Source organism: Streptomyces sp. NPDC048637 (assembly GCF_040650675.1).
Taxonomy (GTDB): Bacteria; Actinomycetota; Actinomycetes; order Streptomycetales; family Streptomycetaceae; genus Streptomyces.
In genome coordinates, this window is sequence record NZ_JBEZHQ010000001.1 from 221,527 (window position 1) to 237,070 (window position 15,544).

A 15,544-nucleotide genomic window follows, 5' to 3' on the forward strand; every position below is an offset into this window, starting at 1 on the left:
GGGTGGTCTGCGAGCGGTCTGATGCTTCACTCTCTCGCTTCTGTTAGAGACCATAACTCTTGTGATGCTGCATCGCAATCGATGTGTTGGCTAGAATCGGCAATGACCATTCACGCTTGCTTCATGCCGTCGCGAACGCAGGAGGAGAACATGGCCGCCGAGGTGCTCAGTCCCCGGGCGCGCTACCGCGAGCAGAACCGCGCGGAGATCAAGGCGGCCGCGCTGCAGCAGCTCGCCGAGGGCGGCGTCCAGGCCGTCGCGCTGACCCGGATCGCCAAGGACATGGGGCTGTCCGGCCCCGCCCTCTACCGCTACTTCGCCGGCCGGGACGACCTGCTGAGCGAGCTGATCAGGGACGCCTACGACGACGCGGCGCAAGCCATCAGGCGGGTTGACGCCGCGCCTTCGGTCGGTGCGCGCGTCGCCCTGCACGCCCTCGCCGACGCCTACCGGGACTGGGCCGTCGCCCAGCCGCACCGCTATCTGCTGATCCAGGGAGCCCCGTTGCCCGGATACGCGGCTCCGCCCGACACACTGCTGCGTGCGCGGGCCGTCCTGGGCCCGTTCCTGACGGTGTTCGCCGCCGGCGTCCCTGCCGAGCCGCTGCGGCCGGTCGTCGAGGAGATGGCCGCGTGGGTACGCAAGGAGGAGGGCGTCGCCGGCTGGCTGGCGCAGCACACCGGGCTGGCTCCGGACGACGACGCGGCGGGGACCGCCCTCGCCGGCACGGTGCTGGCCTGGTCGCAGCTGCACGGCACGGTCGGCCTGGAGGTGTCCGGTCAGTACGCCGGGATGGGACACCGGGCGCAGACCCTGCTCGCCGCGCAGATCGGCATCTTGGCCGACTCCTTCCAGCTGTAACCGCCCAGCTATAACTGCCCAGCCGTCACCGCCCAGCCATAACTGCCCAGCCGTCACCGCCCAGCTGTCACCGCAGGCCACGCCGGGGCGGGGCGCGGGGCCCGGCGGGCACGACCGCCGGGCGCCGCGCGCGTCGGCACACGGCACCCGGGTCGGCACACGGCACCCGGGTCGGCACACGGCACCCGGGTCGGCCCGCGGCACCCGGGTCGGCCCACGCACCCGGGTCGGCACACGCACCCGGGCCGGTCCGCGGCAGTGGATTAGTGCTGGGCGGGATTGCGCGGCGGCATCCAGTGGTCGACCTTGAAGTCACCCTTCTCCAGGGTCTCGATCGGGGCCGAGCCCAGGCACTTGCCGACGCTGTTCTTCGGCAGGCCGTCCACCGCCCAGCTGTAGCCCAGCCGGTCCTTCTTGCCGCTGTCCAGGACGGTGAAGCCGAACCGCTTGCCCCGGAGGTCCCCGACCTTCGGCAGGCCCGGTGCGTTCTTGAAGCGCATCTCGGTCACGATGCCGGTGGCGACGGCCACCGGGCCGCCGGTCAGCAGGCAGTCGATCCGGCCCTTGAAGTACCCGCCCCAGTCCTTGCCGATGTGGTGGCTGGCGTAGAACGTGCCGCGCGCCCGGTCGGCGAAGCCATGGGCGGCGAAGCGGAAGTGGACGTTGTCGCCGGGCTGTCGCGCGAGCTTGGCGGAGCCCGTCAGTGCCGGTTCGGCCGGAGTGTGGCGGGCAGCCGTGGTCCCGGTCCCGGCCGCCGCGGCCGGCCCGGTCGTGCCCAGGGTCAGCGCGGTCGCCGTGCATACGGCCAGGGCGGTGGCGGCCACGACGAACGGGCGGCGAATTCGGGGCATGGCGTCCTCCTGCGGATCAGGTCGGCACCGGATCGGTGCGGCAGGGCGTCGATTCCCTGCTGATCACCACGGTCCCGTCCGCCGCGCCGCCGGGCATCGCTCCACAGGGGGGCCCCTCCGCCCCATGGCGGAGTGGGAAGGAGTACCCGGGGCCGATGCCGGAGGGAGGCCGCTCATCGCATCGGCCGGTCCGCTGTCCGGCCGCGGCGCATCGGCCGGTCCGGCCCGTTCAATAGCCGGTCGGGCGGATCAGCCCCGTCTCGTACGCGAAGACGGCGGCCTGGGTCCGGTCGCGCAGGCCCAACTTGCCCAGGATCCGGCCCACATGGCTCTTCACGGTCTGCTCCGCGAGCACCAGCCGCTCCGCGATCTCACCGTTCGTCAGACCCTGTGCGATCAGGGACAGGACCTCGGTCTCCCGCTCCGTCAGGTCGCCGACGCGGTCCTTGAGCGGGACGCGGGGCGAGCTGGTGACCCGGGAGAACTCGGCGATCAGGCGCTTGGTGAGATTCGGGGCGAGCAGCGCCTCCCCGGCCGCCACCACCCGCACCGCATGGGCGAGTTCGTCCGCCGAGGCATCCTTCAGCAGGAAACCGGAGGCGCCCGCGCGCAGTGCCTCGTACACATACTCATCGAGGTCGAACGTGGTCAGGACGAGGACCTTGACGGTGGTACCGGACGACTCGGTGAGACGGCGCGTCGCCTCGATACCGCCGAGCCGCGGCATCCGGACGTCCATCAGGACGACGTCCGGGGCGAGTTCGGCGACCTGGGCGAGCGCGTCGAGGCCGTCGACGGCCTGGCCGACGACCTCGATCCCGGGTTCGGCGTTGAGCAACACCGTGAAGCCCTGACGGACCATCACCTGGTCGTCGGCGATCAGCACGCGGATGGTCGTCATGGGGCAGGCTCACCGGGGTCGGCAGGCTTCGCGGCCTGGGCGGGCAGGATCGCGGTCACTTCGTAACCGCCGTCGGGGGTGGGGCCGGTGGCGAGTTCGCCGCCGAGCATGGTGGCGCGCTCATGCATGCCCAGCAAGCCGTGGCCGGCGCCCTGCGAGGGCGGGGCGGGCCCGTCCGGCGCGGAGTTGGTGACCCGGATGCTGAGACCGCCGGGCCGGTACCCGATGGCCACCCGCACCTCCGCGCCCGGCGCATGCCGGATCGCGTTGCTGAGCGCTTCCTGGACGATACGGAACGCCGACAGCTCGACTCCCGGCGACAGCGGGCGCGGCTCACCGGAGATCTCGGTGGTGACCGCGAGCCCGGCTCCGCGCACCGTGCCGACCAGCTCGTCCAGCCGGCCGAGAGTGGGCTGCGGGGTGTGCCGTACGCCGTCCGCCAGGGCGTCCTCCGAGCGCAGCACGCCCAGGACCCGCCGGAGTTCGGTCAGCGCCTCGACGGCGTTCCTCCGGATGCCCGCGAGGTTCTCCTTCAGCTCGTCGGTGGGCTCCTTGACCAGATGCGGTGCGACCTGCGCCTGGATCGATATCACCGACATGTGGTGGGCGACCACGTCGTGCAGCTCGCGGGCGATCCGGTTGCGCTCCTCCAGCAGGGTGCGCCGGGCCCGCTCCTCGGCGGTGAGCACCTCCTGCTCGACGAGCTGGGTACGGGCCACCCGGCGGCCGCGCAGCGCGGCGCCCAGTACCACCGCGATCGAGAAGGTCAGGGCGTCCTGGGTGAGATCCCCGTCGGAGGCCGCGAGGAGCAGGGGGGCCGAACTCGGCAGGTGGTTCCGGGCCTGGACCGGCGCCGCGAAGACCAGGGCGGCCGCCCCCGCGAGCAGCGAGAGCCCCAGCGCCTCGGCCGCGATGCGGGGCCGGACCCGCAGCGCGAGAAGGAACAGCACCAGGGCGTGCAGGGCGATCCCGGGGATGCTCCAGGCCCACAGGGCGTCCTGGCTGATTTTGACTTCGTCGGCGTTCCTGACCAGGAAGAGCGCGATCGTCGACAGCCACCAGGCCGGCACCGGGCGGGACAGCGCGAGGACGGCGGCGCCAGATTGGAGCACCGTGAGCACCCATACGGCTGTCCCCGCGGACGGCCCGAAATCCACCTTGTACCGGTCCGCGTTGAGCCAGCCCATGAGCACCGCGGCCAACACCACATGCGCATGCGGCAGCCGGCCCAGCCAGCGCAGCCGGGGCAGTGGATCGCGCGCCACCGTCCACAGATCCTCGCGCAGGGTACGCGGAAGCGTCTGCACGGCCGCCCACAGCCGTGGCCCCCCACGTTTCCAACCCCCCTGGCTCACACGGTGCATCCTAAACACGCCGCACCGCCCTGGCCCCGGCGGGACGCCCCTCACATACCACCTTGGTGCCGCCGCGCCGGCCTTGCTCGTAGGTGCGGAACGCAGCCCAGCACACCAGCAGCGCCAGTGCGAAGACCGGCAGCCAGGCCAGCCGGGCGAGGATCCAGCCGGCACCGTCGGGAAGGGTGTGCAGTCCGGGCAGGAAGCCGCCGGTGAGCAGACCGACCGCGGTGACCGCCATCATCGCGGTCTGGTGCCACAGGAAGAGCGTCATCGCCGACCGGTTCATCAGCGCCACCACCGCCCAGAATGCGGGGCGTTGGAGTAGCCGCCGCAGTGGGCCGAGGAACAGCAGGGCCGCCCCGCACTGGGCCAGACCGAAGGTGACGGCGGCGAGGGTGGGCGGGTTGAGATTGGATATGCCGGCGCCGGGCACCCCGACCATGGCGGCCGGGTAGCCCGCCCACAGGACGAGTCCGGCGGTGGTGGCGGCGCCGCCGAGCAGCAGCACCCGGCCGGTCGCCCGGCTCCGCAGCCCGCCCCGGGCCCAGGCCGTGCCCAGGCAGTACGGAACCAGCCAGCCGGCCGCCACATTGGTCCAGCCGAGCCAGGCCGGCCCGCCCAGGCCGAACCGGATCAGGTCGATGTGCAGGACGACGGCGAGCGGCCACAGCGGATGCAGCCGGGCGACCAGCGGAGTCGCCGCCGTCAGTACGGCGAAGACCAGCAGGAACCAGAGCGGGGACAGCGCCAGTCTGCCCAGTGTCCGGACCGTCTGCAGACCCGCCTCGGCGACGAGCAGCGCGCCCGCCACCACGCTCCAGACCACCAGCACGGCCACCACCGGCCGGAACAGCCGGGCCGTCCGGGCGCCGAGCCACCGGCGGTACGTTCCGCCCCGGGCCTGGGTGTCGGCCCAGCTCTTCGCCGCCATCTGGCCGCCCACCAGAAAGAAGACCGCCAGGGTCTGGAAGAGCCAGGAGGCCGGGGTGAGTTGTGGCAGCTGGTGGAGGGGGCTGACGACGCGCACCGTGCCGCTGTCGGCGACCAGGGCGGTGACCAGCCAGTGCCCGAGCATCACCCCGAGAATGGCGAGCGCGCGCAGTGCGTCGACACCGCGGTCGCGGTCGCCCGTCGTGGCGGCGGCGATCCGCCGGATGAGCTCACGCATCTCGTCTCTCCTCGGCAGGGGCCTGACCGGAGACGATCCGGGCGAGATTCCGCAGGGACACGGAACCGGGCTTGAGATAGTCGCTGTGGCCTCCGGGGCCCGCCGCGAAGATCCGGGCACCGAACCCGGGCGTGACCGGATCGGCTCCCAACCCGACGGTGCCGAAGGGGAGTTGAAGCTGCCCGTGCGGCACATTGGCGATCCAGTCGTCGTCACCCCGGCCGGCCCATACGGTCGCCCGGGTGTGCAGCGCGGAGACACTGTCGGCACCCGCGCCGGGGCTGCCGAACAGCACGAGGTCCGCGACATCCAGCCCCCGCGCGGCCCGGCCGCAGACCACAGCTGCGTAGGAATGGCAGAGCACGGAGATCCGGGCAGCGGGACGGAGCGCCGTCACGGCGCCGGCGAAGGCGCGGAGTCCGGGAGCGGCCTCCGCCGCGCGGGCGGGGGTGAGCACTCCGGGGCTCACCGTGCCCGGCGTCTCGTACCCGAGCCAGGCGATGACGGCGGACCGGCCGCCCAACTCCCGCTGGAGCGCCGTGGCACCGGACCGGAGGCGTCCGTACCTGTCGAGGCTGGTGTCCGAGCCCGGCACCAGGACGGCGATCCGCTCGGCCCGTGCCAGGTCGCCGAAGACCTCGGCGGTGCGGCCTCCGTCGCGGCCGTCGAAGGACAGGAACTGCCGCGCCGGGCCGGCCATGCCGCGCAGTGCCTCGGCCCGGGCCCGGTCACCGTGGCCCTCGGCCATCCGTTCCGCGGCGCGGATGCCCTCGCGGTTGACGGCGTACCGCTCGGCGAGCGCGCCGGGGCCGGCGGCCCGCAGCGGGGCGAGGGCCCTCGGCACAGGTGCCGGGACGGCCGCGGGGCGGGCCGCGCCCGAGACGGGCACCACCACCGAGGTGACGACGAGAGCGGCGAGCAGAGTGCGCAGCGGACGGCTGCCACGCGGGCGGGACGCCATGTGGGATGGTCCTTCCGTACCGGAAGCCGGTCGTGCTTCCGGTACCGAAGTTATGGAGCGCAGTGCTTGGTCGACGTCCCGCCGGGGAGCGTACTTCCGAACTAGCTCTCAGGTATCAGGGGTAGGGGGCGGAGGCGGCACGGTGCGGCGCACCGGACGCGGAGTCACCCCCTCTGCACACTCATACCTGTCGCACGGTCACCTGCGCCGCGGCCAGCGCGTCGAGCTCCTCGGCCGGGGCCGATTCCTCCGTGACGACGGCGTCCAGTGTGGACACCCCCGTGACATGGGCGAGGGCGGTCCGGGTGAACTTGGCGGCCTCGGCGACGGCGATGACGCGGTGCGCCGAGGCGATCGAGGCGCGCTTGACCGCGGCGTCGGCCAGGTCGTAGGCGGTCAGCCCGTTCGCGGTGTTCAGCCCGCAGCAGCCGAGGACGGCGGTGTCGAAGCGCAGCGCGCCCAGTGAGGCCTCCGCCAAGGGGCCGGTGAGGGCCAGCTCGACGGGGCGTGGTGCGCCGCCGGGCAGCAGGAGTTGCAGATGGGGTGCGCCGGTGAGGGCGTTGGCGGCGTGCAGCGACAACGGCATGACGGTGAGGCGACGGTGCACAAGGGCGCGGGCCACCTCCAGGCAGGTGGTGCCGCTGTCGATCACGACGGACTCGCCGTCGGCGATCAGCTCCGCGACCTCGGCGGCGAGCCGGCGCTTGGCCTCCAGCCCCTCCTGTACCCGCAGGGTGAACGGGGGTTCCTCCCCTCGCAGCAGCAGGCTTCGGGCCCCGCCCCGGTAACGCTCCAGGACGCCCTGGCCGGACAGCAGTTCCAGGTCGCGGCGGATGGTCATCTCCGAGGCGCCGGTGAGTCCGGCCAGTTCCGCGACACTCAGCTGCCCGGCCTCCCGCACGGCCTCAGCGATCTGCCCCAGTCGATCTGTGCTCACCATGCCCCTATCGAACACCACCAATGCTCGAAAATCCACCTTAAGAACACGAATCATGTTTGCTGCGTGCGCTTACCTGAGACATCCCTGCGGGAACCGGCCGACTGACTGAGTGACTGAGTGACTGACTGGCCACCTGCTCCGCCTCCGGTCTCAGGGCTGCTCCTGCGCGTGGGGCGGCCGAGCGGTGCGTACCGCTCGGCCGTCGATCCTGACTGCCTGACAGCGCCGATCGCGTGAGCGCCGAAGACCGCGCCTCCTTGCTGATGAGGAGTGGGGAACGCCTGAGGGGCGGCCCGGCATTGCCGGCCCCCTCACTGATGGATCGGGCGGTCAGCCGGTGGCGGGATGCGCGATCAGGGTGCGGTGGTCGGCCTGATCGAGGGCAACGCCGGTGTACTCATTGACGGCGACCGGGGCGGCGCCGGGGGAGGTGCTGCGGTCGGCGCCGGTCTTGGCGTCCAGGGCGACGGGGCCGTTGCCGGTCGTGCCGTAGACCACTCCGTGCCAGGCGGCTGTCACGGTGGGGGCGATCCGATTGGTGCCCTTCTCCGGGAGGGTCCACAGCTGCTTGCCGGTCGTGGCGTTCAGCGCGAGCGTGCGGGGCTCCCCGGTCTGGCAGATGAGGACCGAGGCGTCGTCGTAACGGCAGGTGAGCTCGGACAGGTCGCCGGAGAGGTCAGCGGCCTTGCTCCCGTCCGCCGTCAGCATGGTGGAGAAGGCGTCGCCGCTGGTGTAGTCGTTGCCGGTGATGGCGATCAGGTGCGGGCCGGCGGGATGCGCGGTCAGCTCGTACCCGTCCAGCTTCTTCCAGATCTGCTTGCCGTCGTGGTTGATGTCGAGGCCGATGACCTGCTGCCGGACGCTGTCCTTGCTGGTGACGGACACGGCGGTGTCGCCGATGACGGCGGCCGTGCCCACGTGTTCCTTGCGCCATGCGGTCTTGCGGGTGCCGAGGTCGACCGCATAGGTGACGGCGTGTCCGCCGTATGTGCTGACCACGGCGGTGCTCTTCGTGGCGGCGACCACACGGGCCAGGGTGTCGTGTTCGCCGTCCCAGCTGGGCAGGTCGTCCAGATCCACCGTCCAGGCGATCTTTTCGGTCCTGGTGTCCACCGCGTCCAGTTCGATGCCGACCCGGCTGGGTGTGGTGCCCTTTCCCGGGAATTCGACCAGGAAGGGTACGAGCATCAGCTCGCCGTCCTGGGTCAGGACCGGGGCGCCGGGCTCGGCGTCGGACGCGGCGTCGGACTCGGCGACCGGCTTGCGGCGAGGACGTACGGTTGCCGTCGTCTTGCCCGTGCCGGTGTCGAGGACCTGGAGGCAGTCGGCGGCCGCGATGTAGGCACTCGTGCCGTGAAGCGCGAGCGGCAGGGGCCTGGCGACCGTCCCGTCCCTGGTGATGCTTCCGCGGCCGGCGGCCTCGGGGAGCGCGACGCCCTTCGCCGCGAACTTCTGCGGCGGGTCGTAGCTCTTGCGCGGGGGAGTGCCGGCAGCCGGCTTCTTCGACTTCGATTTGTAGTCGGCCCCTGGCTCCGCGGACCCGCCGCACCCGGCCACCAGCACCAGCGTGGCGGTGGCCGACAGTGCCGCGGCGGTCTTCAGGATCGAGCGCATTCGAGGTGTTCCTCCATTGTCCAGGGCCTGGTCGCCCTGCAGAACTTACGTGCGGCGTCCCCGGTGTTCAGCCGCTCCGCGGATTTGGCCGGATCGGGATCTGTGCTCGTGGCAGCCGCTATCGGCCAGGCCGAACCCGCCGGCGCGGAGCGCAGGGCACGATGCGTACGGCGCTCGGCATGGACCGGGGCCCCTCTGCGGCAGGTTCAGCGTTCGGCGAGGGGCTCAGGCTCGGTCTGCGTTGACTTCCGCTCGCAGGGCGTCGATGGTGCCCGTTGACCCAAGCACTTCGTCGGCGAGTTCGCAGAAGGTGCTGATGGAGTGCCGGTCGTCGAGCTCCGGTACATGTTCCTGGATGAGCTGTCGGAGGTGTGTCCAGCGGGTGGACCACTCTTGAACGTGCCAGGAGATTGCGGAGTCCAGGTAGTCCACGACGGGTTTGGTGCCGTTGATGCGGCGTTGTTGGTCCAGGCTTTGCCGGCCGGCGCGCACATGCTCGAAGGCCCAGAGCAGGGCGAAGTAGTGGTCCAGGACGGCTTCTGTTTCGCGCTGGGTGCGGCGTGCCGCTCTCCGGTAGAACTCCAAGGCGCTGCGGTGGGCTGCGGTTTCGGGTGAGGTGAGTTCGCGGTAGAGGCCCCGGGCAAGTTCGTAGCCGTCTTTGCGGCTGGCGCCACGGGCTGTCCAGAGGGCGAGGGCCGCGGCACCAAAGGCGAGGGCCGCGGCACCAAAGGCGATGGCTGCGGATATGGCAGCGATCAGCGTTTCGGTCTTCATGTCCCTCACCCCTTTGCTGGTGATGGCAACTGTGCCACGGAGGCCAGGGCAAGCGGCTGCAGCAACGGAAGCCGTAACCGTCCGCCTGAGGCTGGTCTCGCGGCCTGCGGGCAGCCCCTGGCTCACAGACCCGACCGCAGGACCTGCACCTGGACGCCGGCGCCGTCTCCACCGCGTTCAGCGACGTACGCAGCAATGGGCCTCGCCTTCTGAACGAGTTCACCGACGCTCCGTCCGACGGCTGACGGCTGACGACGACAGGTCAGGGGTAGTGCTGTCGCCGTGCGCACCCAGTGCACGGGGATCGCGCCGGATCACGACCGCTGAAGCCTCGGTTGCTCACGCCTCTGATCCGCGTGCTGCCGCCACGATCCTCTCCAGCGCCGAGGCGTGCCGTTGAAAAGCCTGCCGCCCGTGGGTAGTGAGCCGGAGGTGGGTGTGGCGGCCCGTACGGTTCCGTGTTTTGCGTACCTCCACGTAGCCGGCGTCCGCCAACGCAGCGGCCTGTTTGGACAGGGCTGAGTCGCTGGTGCCTACGGTGTCGCGCACGAAGCCGAATTCCACCCAGTCGGCCGGAGCCAGCAGCGCGACGACCGACAGCCGCGCCTGAACGTGCAGGAATTCATCGAAGTCCGGGTCCATCAGCCCTGGTTGTTCCTCTTGGTGATCTTCTTGACGATCGGACGGGTCGCATAATTGGCCACCAGCGTCGCCAGGGCGGCTACCGCCGCGGCGGGCACGGAGGGAATCGACAGATCGATCAGGCGGCCGGCGATCAATGCCGCAATGAAGATCGCGATCACAACTGCCGCCAGCCACACCGTGAGCAGCACCTCGGCGGGGGAGTGCTTCCTGCGCACGCGGGCCTGGCGGTACTGCATGACCAGCCCGCCCACGATCAGGACGTCCCCCGCCAGCATGGCGACGAGATTCCAAGGCCTCGGCAGATCGACGGACGATCCCACGGCGAACACGGCCAGTGCCGCGATGAGCCCGTAGGCGCCGGAGGAGACATGGCGCACGTACTCGTTACGGGTCTGCTCTTGGTGGTGGCGTATGGCATCGAGCGCAGTCTGGGCATCGTAAGCGGTCATGGGCGTCCCCGATCAGTTGGCCATCCGAGTACTTTCTTGCAAGGAAAGTACCACCTACTTTCCTTTGGGGAAAGAAGGTGGTCGGCGTCGTTGTGCACGCTCTGACGGAAGTTCACGCCCGCCCGGGCGCCGGGCGAATGGCCGGTAGTGCAGCCGGGCGGGGGCAGAGCTGGCCCGGGGCGCGGCGGATGAACGGCGTACTGGTGGCCGTGTGATGGCTGCTGTCGCACGTGCACGCCATGCTCGGGATCGCTCGCCTGCACAACCTCACCCTCGCCGGGTGAACGGCTGGGGAAGTCAGGACGGCCGGCACGGCAGAGACCCAGGAAGCAGGCCGGCTATAGCTCTTCTCCCAATCGCGCCCAGGTATGCGTGTCCAGGGTGTCATGGGGGCCAAAACGGGAGAGTTCGGTGCCATCGCGTCCCAGAGCCACGATGACGGGACGGACTCTGCGGCTGATACGGGGGGACTTCCACACAGCGATGAGCCTGCGCTGCTCGGGAGCCACGATCCGGCGGGCGCCGATGAGAACGTGACCCACGTCCCGCCCGAGGCACACTTTGACGTAACCGATCCATGGGGCCGCGGTGATGGAGTGCGGAAGGTCCAGGCTGCGGGTGAGGCTGACTGCGCCACCGCCGTTGCATATGTCGAGCACATCGACGTCAACAGGGTCGTCTCCGGGGCCGCTGCCGCCCCCCACGTGCCGCCACTGCTCGCCATACCACTCAACGAGCTCAGTGTGCTCACGCACCCGCCGTGACTTCGGACGCCGCACGATCCAGATCGCCCCGACACCGGCAGCACCGTCGACATCGGCCGACACCACGGTCAGCACGCGCCGAGGCATCCACCACGGCTGCGGCTCATCTCCCGCCAGCGTCCGCCTCACCACGCCCCGCAGAAATGCCTCCCACCAGGGTCCTGTCCACACGGCCTCTCTCCATGCCTGCATGCACCTGCGATACCCGGTGTGCGACGGCGTCAAGCAGCTGCAATTGTGCCGATAATGTCAGCAAGCAGGAATTCGTGACCGCTGGCTCTCTGGCCATGGTCTATAAGGGGCACCAGAACCTGCACGTGTTCAGCAGTAACCGTGTGATGCTCTTCTGCCGCTGACGGTTGCTCACTGGGTCAGTCGCGCGGTCGGTCTCAGGGCAGGCCGCGGCGACGGGCTTTACCAAGATTCCAGGATCCGCTCCGCGGCCCGAACCTCCTCATCACTGGAGTGGACCTCAAAGCAGTTCCCATCCGGGTCAGCCATCAGCACGAATCCGATGTTGAGCTCTTCGTCGACGTTCCACTTCCTCTTGATGGCAACGGCTCCCAGGGAAGCAAGTCGATCCATTTCCTCGTCCAGGGTTGCGCCCGCGGCTGCCATATACATGAATGGATCCTTCTTGCGGCTTTCTGGCACGATGCCTTCGACGATGTAGAGAAACTGTTCCCAGTGCTGACCGAACCTGACGACCACGCCGTCTGTGCCCGAGTCGATCGACGATTCCAGGGCGGCGCTCCAAAAGGCCCCCAGTACCACCGGATCCGGCGACTTGATGACTACGGCTCGCAGGGAAAGGCTCACAGATTCTCCTTGGGTTCGTGTCCCTCCCCGCAGAGCGGGAGGTCGGCGGCGGCCCGCAGATCAAGGCCGGGAAGTCGTGGTCGTAGTCGGCCGGCTGCGGGGTCCGGCCGGTGCGCCGGCCCGTGCCGCGTTACGCAACAGTGTCTCCGCACGGGTCGACCGCGGGGTTCCTTCCCAGCCAGGTGAGTGGACCGTGGCTCAGTCCGGGCTGGCAAGCCCCTTGTGCTCGCATCATCAAGGCGGTCGCTGTGCGCGACCCTGGCGACCCCACAAGCCCGGCGGCCGACGGCGGAAGTCAGGTCAGTTGGACCGCGCGCAGCTCCTGGGCATCTCGCGGCGCACCGTGGAGCGGTGCGTCAAAGGCTTCTGGCGGCGAGTTTGCGGGTTTGCCGGTGTATGGCAGGGTCACGGCATGCAGTTGTGGACAGCGCAGCACTGTGCCGTCGCCGGGGTACTGGAGAAGACCGGTCGACTGGTCGGTGAGTGGGACCGTGTGGAGCCGTCAGCGCGCCCCGCTTACGAGGTGATGGTCGCCGAAATGCTGCGGCGGGGGATCGACTGTGAAGGCCGGCCGCCGGTGTGGGCGTGGGCTGAGCCGGACACCCGCGATATCCGGGTGCTGGAGACGGCCCGGTTGCTGCTCAGCGACTACGACTTCGACAGGGGAGTCGTTGTCCTGGATCTGGATGTTCCGGACGAGTTGGTGCTGCGAAGCTTGTACTTCTCCTGGAACGAGACGTACTTCGGATTTCTTGCCGGGGAGCGGCCACCGGCCATGAACTGGTCCATAGCGCCGGAGGAAGAGAGCGACCCGGACGCGTGCTGTATTCAGGCATGTCTGCCCATGATTCACCGCTCCTGGGTCCGTGGCATCCGCCCGATTGATCCGCTGTGGACCTTCACTGGATGACGCCTGCTGCGGCGCCCGCCGGGATCGCCATCACTGGCTGTCTGGAAGTTCGCCGCTGCTGGTAACACGCGGCGTTCTTCATCGAATTTCCTTCTGCGTACTCCCCGCCGGGCGATGCCTCGTATCGCGGCGCCGCAGACTCTGCGCAGCTGGGTCGACGAGAACCTCCACATCGCTCCAGTGCGCTGGTCAGATCTGGCTGGAGTGGGGGCCGGCCGCGACGGCCGGGCTGGCCGGGCCTATCCGCCGTTCCCGGACATCGGGCGAAATTCCCTCTTGTTCCGAATTGGGTGGTTGCGTGTATCGTCCTCAGAGGCAGTTCCCGCACGCGATGGAACTGGGAGACATGATGAAGAAGATCATCGCGATAGCGTTCCTCACCGCACTGTTCGGCGCCGGAGGCGCCGGCATCGCCTCTGCGGCCACCGCGTTGCCGGGGTCCCCGCCGAGTCGTGACACCGTCACCACGACGTTCCACTGTCCCGCCCCGCGCGGCACCTTCACGATCACGGCGGACCCGTGGGTGATGGGCCAGTACGAGTGGTATTACGGCGGGCAAGGCTGCACGTACACCTCGTAGTCATCGGGCCGCGTGAGTGCGCACGAGACCTCGTCACGGTCAACGGCTCGTTTTTGGTACGCCACCGACTCGGCGGACGTCACAGCCGTGAGCGCTGCAGGCGACGGCAGCATGCCGGTGCGCCCACCTGTAGCTGAGTCGTGCAGTGCAGTGCAGTGCAGTGCGGTGCAGCGCAGCGAAGTGCAGTGCAGCGCGGTGCGGGGGCGGGTGCAGGTGTAGGCGGCCCGGAGGGTCCGAGGCGGGCAAAGTGCCGTCTGTCGGCGGGGTTTGGCGGAGCTTCGGCGGCGTGCGGCTCGGGTCGGCACGTTCGCGGCTCTTGAGGAACTGGCATCGGGGGTGCGGTAGGGCTGCGCTCCCCCTCGCGCATCGCCGATCGAACACCATCCATGCTCGAAAAGTCATCTTACGAACATGAATCATGTTTGGTACGTTCGCTTGCATGGAGAGATCACTGCGAGCCGGCCGACTGGCCACCTTCGCCTTCTTCGGCCTCAACGGTTTCGTCATGGGGATGTGGATCGTGCACATCCCCTCCGTGGAGCACCGCGCCGGTATCGGGCACGCGGTGCTCGGCTGGCTGCTGCTGCTTCTCGGGGGCGGCGCGTTCGTCGGTATGCAGCTGGTGGGGCGGCTCACCGACCGCTTCGGGGCCCGGCGAGTGGTCCCGGCGAGCGCGGCGTTGTGCAGCCTGGCCGCGCCCCTTCCAGGGCTGGCCACCGACGGCTGGACCCTGGGTGCGGCTCTGCTGGTGCTCGGTTTCGGCAACGGCTGTCTGGACGTCAGCATGAACACCCATGCCGTGCAGGTCGAGCGCGGCTACCGCCGCCCCGTGATGTCCGCCTTCCACGCCGTCTTCTCGATAGGCGGCGTCTTCGCGGCGCTGGTCGGTGCCAGAACCCTCAGCCTCGGCTGGAGCGCGGCGGCGACGCTCGCGGCGACAAGCCTCTTCGGACTGGTCATCAGCGCCTTCGCCGCCCCCGCGCTGCTGCCGCCCGAATCCGCCCGCGCCGGGAACCCCGCGGCAGCACGCGGCGCGGCCCCGCGCACGCCCCCTCGCATCTGGGCACTGGCGGCGCTCGCGATGATGCTGATGCTCTGCGAAGGGGTCGCCAACGACTGGAGCGTGCTCGCTCTGCGCGAGGTGCTCGACGCGCCTCCCGCCACCGCCGCCTTCGCCTACGGGGCCTTTGCCACCGCCATGACCGTCGGACGTCTGCTCACCGACCGGGTGGCCGCGCGCATCGGCCCGGTCGCCGTCCTGCGTTACGGCGCCTCGCTGGCCGCCCTGGGGCTGACAACGGTGGTGCTCTCCCCGTGGATTCCGCTCGCCCTCGGCGGCTGGGCGGTCTTCGGGGCCGGGCTCTCCGGCTGCATTCCGCAGCTGTTCAGCGCCGCGGGCCACGCGGACCAGGACGCCGCCGGAGCCAATGTCTCCCGGGTGGCCGGCCTCGGCTACCTCGGCATGCTCGCCGGACCCACCGTCATCGGACCACTGACCCACCTGGTCCCGCTCCATCTCACGTTCCTCCTCCCCATGGCCTTCTGCGCCGTGGCCGCCGGTACGGCGCGCCTGCTCGAACCCCGGGAAGCGACGCCCGCGCGGAGCGCATACGCCCACCCGCATCCCGAGGCAGGTGCCGCGCCCCGCGCGTTGGAGGGCGGTGCCGACGGCCGCTGATGCGGAGGCCCCGTCAGGCGCGGTGGGATACGGCCACCGTGCCTTCCGGACCGTCCGAAAGCGCCCTGGACGAGGACCCGACGGCGCCCGGCCCGGCCATGTCCCGTGTCCCCGCCCCTCGCTGACTGCCCCTCCCGGCCGCTCGATTGCCGTAGCTGCCGCCGTTGGTGTCAGAGGGGGGCGGCGCCTTGCGTGGTGTGTGGAGTGAGAGGGCGGGGGAGGGCAGGGTCGGCGTGGGCACCGGTCCTGTGCCCGGCCGGAGGTCCCCGGG

16 protein-coding genes are annotated in these 15,544 nt (G+C 70.2%); 4 read left to right on the plus strand and 12 right to left on the minus strand.

The window, feature by feature from the left end; translation table 11 throughout:
* The first annotated feature begins 150 nt into the window (after positions 1-150).
* On the plus strand, positions 151-861 hold the full coding sequence (locus AB0C46_RS01110) for a TetR/AcrR family transcriptional regulator (protein ID WP_362825149.1): 711 nt from the start codon (positions 151-153) through the stop codon (positions 859-861).
* Positions 862-1,124: 263 nt separating this feature from the next.
* Here AB0C46_RS01110 and AB0C46_RS01115 read toward each other — a convergent pair whose 3' ends face one another.
* The 12 genes from AB0C46_RS01115 to AB0C46_RS01170 form a co-directional block, all read right to left on the minus strand.
* Complete coding sequence (locus AB0C46_RS01115) at positions 1,125-1,712, minus strand: hypothetical protein (protein ID WP_362824715.1); 588 nt, start codon at positions 1,710-1,712, stop codon at positions 1,125-1,127.
* A 229-nt stretch (positions 1,713-1,941) separates the two neighbouring features.
* Positions 1,942-2,613, minus strand: a complete 672-nt coding sequence (locus tag AB0C46_RS01120; RefSeq protein ID WP_362824716.1) for a response regulator transcription factor — start codon at positions 2,611-2,613, stop codon at positions 1,942-1,944.
* On the minus strand, positions 2,610-3,968 hold the full coding sequence (locus AB0C46_RS01125) for a sensor histidine kinase (protein ID WP_362824718.1): 1,359 nt from the start codon (positions 3,966-3,968) through the stop codon (positions 2,610-2,612). The genes AB0C46_RS01120 and AB0C46_RS01125 overlap by 4 nt, the downstream gene beginning before the upstream one ends.
* Before the next feature lie 10 nt (positions 3,969-3,978).
* Positions 3,979-5,139, minus strand: coding sequence for an acyltransferase (locus tag AB0C46_RS01130; protein WP_362824720.1), 1,161 nt, complete (start codon positions 5,137-5,139; stop codon positions 3,979-3,981).
* Complete coding sequence (locus tag AB0C46_RS01135) at positions 5,132-6,100, minus strand: alpha/beta hydrolase (protein ID WP_362824722.1); 969 nt, start codon at positions 6,098-6,100, stop codon at positions 5,132-5,134. Before AB0C46_RS01135 ends, AB0C46_RS01130 begins: the two co-directional genes overlap by 8 nt.
* 181 nt (positions 6,101-6,281) lie before the next feature.
* Positions 6,282-7,040, minus strand: a complete 759-nt coding sequence (locus AB0C46_RS01140; protein ID WP_362824723.1) for a DeoR/GlpR family DNA-binding transcription regulator — start codon at positions 7,038-7,040, stop codon at positions 6,282-6,284.
* Positions 7,041-7,370: 330 nt separating this feature from the next.
* Entirely contained in the window at positions 7,371-8,654 is a 1,284-nt protein-coding gene (locus tag AB0C46_RS01145; RefSeq protein ID WP_362824724.1) for a PQQ-binding-like beta-propeller repeat protein, read from the minus strand.
* A gap of 225 nt (positions 8,655-8,879) precedes the next feature.
* The gene (locus tag AB0C46_RS01150) at positions 8,880-9,428 is read right to left on the minus strand and encodes a hypothetical protein (protein WP_362824725.1); all 549 of its coding nucleotides are present in this window, start codon (positions 9,426-9,428) and stop codon (positions 8,880-8,882) included.
* Between the two features lie 339 nt (positions 9,429-9,767).
* Positions 9,768-10,070: a transcriptional regulator gene (locus AB0C46_RS01155; RefSeq protein ID WP_362824726.1), complete on the minus strand. Its 303-nt coding sequence runs from the start codon at positions 10,068-10,070 to the stop codon at positions 9,768-9,770.
* Positions 10,070-10,522 carry a hypothetical protein gene (locus tag AB0C46_RS01160; RefSeq protein WP_362824727.1) on the minus strand — a complete coding sequence of 151 codons (453 nt, stop codon included), beginning with the start codon at positions 10,520-10,522 and terminating at the stop codon, positions 10,070-10,072. The genes AB0C46_RS01155 and AB0C46_RS01160 overlap by 1 nt, the downstream gene beginning before the upstream one ends.
* Before the next feature lie 338 nt (positions 10,523-10,860).
* The gene (locus tag AB0C46_RS01165; RefSeq protein WP_362824728.1) at positions 10,861-11,361 is read right to left on the minus strand and encodes a hypothetical protein; all 501 of its coding nucleotides are present in this window, start codon (positions 11,359-11,361) and stop codon (positions 10,861-10,863) included.
* 339 nt (positions 11,362-11,700) lie between these two features.
* On the minus strand, positions 11,701-12,105 hold the full coding sequence (locus AB0C46_RS01170; RefSeq protein ID WP_362824729.1) for a VOC family protein: 405 nt from the start codon (positions 12,103-12,105) through the stop codon (positions 11,701-11,703).
* 412 nt (positions 12,106-12,517) lie between these two features.
* On the opposite strand from AB0C46_RS01170, the gene AB0C46_RS01175 reads away from it, so the two are divergent.
* The 3 genes from AB0C46_RS01175 to AB0C46_RS01185 all read left to right on the plus strand — a co-directional run bounded on the left by AB0C46_RS01175 (position 12,518) and on the right by AB0C46_RS01185 (position 15,273).
* On the plus strand, positions 12,518-13,015 hold the full coding sequence (locus AB0C46_RS01175; RefSeq protein ID WP_362824730.1) for a hypothetical protein: 498 nt from the start codon (positions 12,518-12,520) through the stop codon (positions 13,013-13,015).
* Positions 13,016-13,361: 346 nt separating this feature from the next.
* Positions 13,362-13,595, plus strand: a complete 234-nt coding sequence (locus AB0C46_RS01180; protein WP_362824732.1) for a hypothetical protein — start codon at positions 13,362-13,364, stop codon at positions 13,593-13,595.
* 439 nt (positions 13,596-14,034) lie between these two features.
* Positions 14,035-15,273 carry an MFS transporter gene (locus AB0C46_RS01185; RefSeq protein ID WP_362824733.1) on the plus strand — a complete coding sequence of 413 codons (1,239 nt, stop codon included), beginning with the start codon at positions 14,035-14,037 and terminating at the stop codon, positions 15,271-15,273.
* Positions 15,274-15,544 lie beyond the last annotated feature (271 nt).